Below are 2335 nucleotides of genomic sequence, written 5' to 3' on the forward strand. Positions count from 1 at the left end.
ACCGACACCCCGGCCGGCCCGGTGACCGAGGTGCGGGTGCTCGGCCACGGCGACATCGACGTCCACCTGCTGCTCGGTGAGCCGGATGCGGCGCCCGGCCAGGTGCTCGCCGCCGGCATCGGCATCCTGTCCCACCGTCACCCACGGGTCACGGCGGACCGGCTGCCCGTGGGCTCGCCGGGCCCGGGGCTGAGCATCGGCTGGTCCCGGTCCTACACCCCGGAACCGGAGCTGAACGTGATGCTCGCCGAGTTCACCGTCCGGGCCGACCACGACCTGCTGGCCCGCTCCGGACTCTTCGGCCTCACCACGGCGGCCACCGGAACCCGGACGGAGAACCGGCTCCCCGGAGTCGTGGACGCCCCCTGGCTGTTCGTGGACAGCGCCCGGCAGGCCGCGACCGCCACCTTCGGCGAGCGCGGGTTCCGGGCGGCCGCCGTGACGGCGATCGGTTCGGCGGCCGGTTCGGCGCCCACCCGCCCGCCGTACGTGGTCCGGCAGGTGCAGGCCCACTTCGACCGGCCGTTCGGCTTCCTCGCCGTCCACCGCACCTCCCGGCTGGTCTTCGCGGCGGGCTGGGTCACCGAACCGGACGAGTACCAGCACGACTGAGGGCTCGCAGATCATGGCAGCGGCGACATGGGATTGCCGCGCATGTCGGGCCCGACCAGTTCCAGCAGCACACTCCGCGGTGCGGGGTTCAGATCGACGACGCGCCTGTGACCCCCGCCTGGTCGGCGCGTACGTCCCAATGGCGCCTCCCCGGAGTCGAGTTCGCTGACCCCCGGTGACAGGGTGGCCTCGAGGGGGTGGCCTCGCGGACACCGGAGGCACGGGTGGCCAGCCCGATTCCGCCACGGTCGATCGACCGGGCCTTCACTCCTGTCGGAAGACGCCGCCGACGTTCGTCGAGATGCGGAAGAAACGCCTCGGACTTGGCTGCCAGTGGGGCTTGTTGACCCTCCAGTGCGCCCGTACCACACCAACGAGCCCCAGAGCGGAAAGCTACGGGTTGATGATCTGCGAGCCCTGACGCAGCGGTGTTGGAGCGTATTCACCGGTCCGCACCCGCTCGCGCCGGGCCTGCTGCCTGTCGGGCCACGCACAGCAGGAGGGGCGGGGAGCGCCCAGGATATTCAAGTGCAGTAACACAGCGTTGGCTGCAGCAGAGAAATATGGGTCAAGAATCACGCTTTGCTGTCGAACTGATGCCCGCGACGGCGTACGGTGAGAGATACCCAAGACCGCCCGAGGAGCGCGGTAAGTGCATGAATTCAAGACCGGCCGAGCACACCCCGTAGCCGGCGTTGCTCGGCGGGAAATGCGGTGCGCGATGCATTGATGGCAATTAGCCAGATCTGCAGCCACCATTTGCGTGCGGCTCACGCTCCCACGGTGCAGCGGAACCCCTGCGGGGGTTGTGATGGCTTGGCGTACCCGAATCAGGGTGACGGGCCCTGCGTATCGACTGTAAAGCCAGACGCCGCGAACATCAGTACTGCTCGCGGCGGACAACGCAGTGCGAACCAGGTGAATGACAGATGGGTGAAGTGGCTGACATCATCAAGGCGGCACATGACATCTTCAACAACGGAGACGTGCCGGTCACCGTCGACGCGCGCGGGCTCGGCATGGCCTATGCGATTCCGAGCGGGTCCGATGGCACTGTTGTGGACACCTATGCGCCTTGGCACTCGGCCGAGCAGAAGCAGGTGTTCTTTCGGCAGTCAAGTGTACTGGGGGAGGTCCTCGCGGAGATCCAGCTGCTGTTGACCTGGAAATATTCAGAGGCCCAGCAGTACATCATCGAGGCATTTCTCGCGCCGAATCTTCTGGCGCTCGACTCCACGGTGAATGTCAAGATCGGGGTGCGTTTCGACAATCCTCAGCTGTACGATACCCAGCTCGAAGCATACGAAATTCCAATCACGGTCACGGTCGACTGCTCGGCTATAGGGGCCCACAATACCGAGATCTTCAGGGGAACAATTCGGGCCGACGGGAACGGTTCTTTCGATCGGATCTAGTCGAACTCGAACGCCCACATGGATGCATAGCATCGATGTGAGGATGGCTGCCGAAACCTAGGCGACAAGGAGAATTGTCATGGGCTTCACTCAACTCGCCTCCGGCGACAACGGAATCATCTATGGGGTGCACGACGACGGGCGCCTGCTGTTCTTCCAGGACGAGTTGCGCGACGGGAGCAACGAGGCCAACGGATCGACCGGATGGTCCAGGAACACGGGCCACCAGATCGGCCAGCACTTCGAAGGTGCCAGGCTGCTCGTCGGCGGCGGAGACGGAACCCTCTACATGGTGCACCAGGACGGGC

General features: G+C 65.7%; 2 protein-coding genes and 2 pseudogenes. 3 read left to right on the plus strand and 1 reads right to left on the minus strand.

What is annotated here, in order from left to right:
* A pseudogene (locus tag ACFC1F_RS40850) lies at positions 1–612 on the plus strand (proteinase inhibitor I4 serpin); the annotation flags it as partial.
* Positions 613–629: 17 nt separating this feature from the next.
* Here the strand turns inward: ACFC1F_RS40850 and ACFC1F_RS40855 are convergent.
* Positions 630–967, minus strand: a pseudogene (locus ACFC1F_RS40855) (ISAzo13 family transposase); the annotation flags it as partial.
* A gap of 583 nt (positions 968–1550) precedes the next feature.
* Between ACFC1F_RS40855 and ACFC1F_RS40860 the strand changes: the two are divergent.
* Both ACFC1F_RS40860 and ACFC1F_RS40865 read left to right on the plus strand, forming a co-directional pair.
* On the plus strand, positions 1551–2027 hold the full coding sequence (locus ACFC1F_RS40860; protein WP_376166575.1) for a hypothetical protein: 477 nt from the start codon (positions 1551–1553) through the stop codon (positions 2025–2027).
* Between the two features lie 79 nt (positions 2028–2106).
* Positions 2107–2335, plus strand: a 229-nt coding sequence (locus tag ACFC1F_RS40865) for a hypothetical protein (protein WP_376166577.1), incomplete at its 3' end; no start/stop codon positions are given.

This window comes from Kitasatospora sp. NPDC056181, from assembly GCF_042266225.1.
Lineage (GTDB): Bacteria > Actinomycetota > Actinomycetes > Streptomycetales > Streptomycetaceae > Kitasatospora.